Below are 377 nucleotides of genomic sequence, written 5' to 3'. Positions count from 1 at the left end.
AACAGCGCTCTTGAAAAGTTTTTGAACTTGCCCCGCGAATGGGCCAATAAGCCGATAACTGGCCTGTTGAACCGTTCCGAACTGCTGGAATTGGCCGATGTAGTCCATTCTGGCACAGGAAGATGGGGAGAAAATAACTTCCGTCGGCGAAAAGCTACAGAGAAAGGGCAAGTTGTACTTCTTCGGGGAAGGGGGAGGTTTGTTTCTTTATATTGTATTCTCAAGAATTCTTAATATTCTTTTGCCAGAGGGTTTATTTGGATTTATTTTTACGTAGTTGAGTGGCTTGAACTTCATCTTTGATGAATGGAGGTTAATGCGCAGTGTTTGTGGATTTATTGCAAAACATTATGCTTGGAACGAACATTGTTTTTACA

The 377-nt window shown here is 41.6% G+C and carries 1 protein-coding gene; it reads left to right on the top strand.

The window, feature by feature from the left end; genetic code table 11:
- On the top strand, positions 1-234 hold a 234-nt coding region (locus tag EZM41_RS13710), incomplete at its 5' end, for a hypothetical protein (RefSeq protein WP_232619175.1).
- Between the last annotated feature and the right edge of the window lie 143 nt (positions 235-377).

The sequence above is a fragment of the Acetomicrobium sp. S15 = DSM 107314 genome, from assembly GCF_016125955.1.
GTDB classification, from domain to species: Bacteria; Synergistota; Synergistia; order Synergistales; family Thermosynergistaceae; genus Thermosynergistes; species Thermosynergistes pyruvativorans.
This window is presented reverse-complemented; position numbering and strand designations above follow the sequence as displayed.